This window comes from Microcoleus sp., assembly GCF_049646505.1.
Taxonomy (GTDB): domain Bacteria; phylum Cyanobacteriota; class Cyanobacteriia; order Cyanobacteriales; family Microcoleaceae; genus Microcoleus.
This window is the reverse complement of sequence record NZ_JBARVX010000447.1, coordinates 1-2164: the sequence shown is the minus strand read 5'-3', so window position 1 is coordinate 2164 and position 2164 is coordinate 1. Positions and strand designations below refer to the sequence as shown.

General features: G+C 42.8%; 1 protein-coding gene. It reads right to left on the bottom strand.

Features of this window, described 5'->3' with window-relative positions; all coding sequences use genetic code 11:
* Nucleotides 1-41: 41 nt before the first annotated feature.
* Nucleotides 42-2105, bottom strand: a complete 2064-nt coding sequence (locus WBA89_RS21650; protein WP_424409359.1) for a CHAT domain-containing protein — start codon at nucleotides 2103-2105, stop codon at nucleotides 42-44.
* Between the last annotated feature and the right edge of the window lie 59 nt (nucleotides 2106-2164).

Here is a 2164-nt window from a genome sequence, read left to right as displayed (position 1 = left end):
TAAAAAACCCGGTTTCTTTGTCAGAGTGGATAAGTCCTGACTTAAACAGGAACTCGCCAAATTTTGACAGTAGCATCGGCACTTCCGCTGACCAAAGTTTTGCCATCATAACTAAAAACAACAGACTGGACTGGGCCGAGATGTTCCAGAGTTTCCAACAACTCTCCTGTGTGAAAATTCCAAATCCGAATCGTGTTGTCAGCACCGCCACTGGCGAGAGTTTCACCATCGGGGCTAAAGGTAAGACTATAAACACTATCTGAGTGTTCTGTAAAAGTACGCAGCAGTCTGCCATTTTCAGTATTCCAAAGTTGAATTGGCTGTTGGGAACCGCTAGCGGCGACTGTTTTACCGTCCGGGCTAATCGCCACACACCAAATTATCCCAACAGAAGAATCGAACCAAGAGGCTACGGCGCCGAAAAAATCTACTGGTCGAATGAGAGTGTGCAGCAACTCTTTTCTATGCCAATTCCAGATTTTAACTGCACCATCTAAACCGCCGCTAACTAAAATGCGCCCATCTTTGCTAAAGGCTAGGCAATTAACTTCCCAAACGTGTCCCCAAAGAGTTTTTTCTATTCTACTTCTTTTCAGATTCCAGATATCAATTGTACCACCCATCAGTGTAGTACCAATGTGACCGTTTGCTAGGGTTTGTTCGTCGGTACTGAAAGCTAAACAGCTTGTCCGCAGGGCTAATAAGGTATTTCCCAGACTTTGTTTAAATTGCTTGTTTGCTACATCCCACAACTTGATACTGCCATCAAAAAATTCGTGGTTGCTGGCACTGGCAATGGTTTTTCCATCGGGACTGAAAGCAACATCAATTACGGCACTTTTATGTCCGGTGAAGGTGTGGAGTAATTCTCCTGTAGACAGGTTCCAAAGTTTGACGGTTTTGTCCAAACTGCCGCTGGCAATAATGTTTTGATTTGGACTAATGGCGACGGAATTAACAACATCTGAATGAGCTTTGAGAGTGTGCAGGCATTTCCAGTTGAGCAACTGCTTCCACATTAGCGGTTCAACAGCGGGGTTTTGACAAATTACGGGCAGCCAGCTAATACCAGGAAATAGTTTATTCTTCTCATCTGCCAATTTTTGTCTCGCTTCCGCCACTGCTGCGTACAACAATTGGTTATTGGCAAATGCTGTGAGAAAATCCTGCAAAAATTTTTGTGCTGCTTCATCTGCTATGACTTCCCGCATGACAATACTTTGGGGTAAGTACAATTTGGCTAGCTGGTTGGCTATCCCCAAGCCGTCGCAGGAGTTGAAAATTGCTAACTGCAATCCTTTGGCGATCGCACTTTTCATGGCATTTTTCAAATCATCAATACTGATACTCTCAGAATCGCTGATATCAAATTCACCAATTTGACCGTCTGGCAGGGTTGAACTGTGACCTGCAAAAAAGAAAATGTGCCATCCCTGTGCATCTCGCAAACACTCCAGCAATTCTGCTTTTTTGGGCTTATTTAAAGGTGTAATTTCGGCACCGCGTTCGGCTAAGCCATCCAAAATTTTACGGTCAAACTTAATATCAATTTCGTCATTATTGCCAAATACGGCTAAAATTCTAACCGCTGATTTTCGACAGTCAGATTGCTTAAAGCTGGGCGGTTTAACAGTTAAGGTACTTAGAGAAATTTCCGAATGATGGTAAGTTTCCGAAAATAAATTCCAGGCAGGCCAAGGTAGTCTCCGCAAGTTAGCATCGTCTGTTTGCAAAATAACTCGAATGTCATCGTTTGGCTGCAAGTGTTGCTGCAATCCATCGAGTATTTTTCGCCACAAATGTTCGCTGGAATTGAGCCATTTATTAATGTTGATTTCCAGATTTTGTGCCGCGAGATTGTTAAATGATTTTATTCCTTTTCCTTTGACTTTCATGCGCGATGTACTGTCGTCATTATTCCTTTCAAAATTTGACTGCCAATCCTTCAAGGAATCAAGAATTTCAATATCGCCTATGGCTGGCAGTCTGCCAACATCTCCCCAGATTAAGCTAAATGGCGTTAAATCTTCTCGAATTTCCAAGTTAACTGGAAATCCTTGCTGAAAGCTTCCTTCCATGACGGTGAGGATGACTTGTTTTTTCATAGGTGGCGCTGGGATTTTCAATTATTAAAAAGTTTCTGTGACGCTGACATCTCCTAGAA

Excerpts from the sequence above, each read along its gene's own strand:
- WBA89_RS21650 (WP_424409359.1), bottom strand. The coding sequence starts at position 2,105 with ATGAAAAAACAAGTCATCCTCACCGTCATGGAAGGAAGCTTTCAGCAA.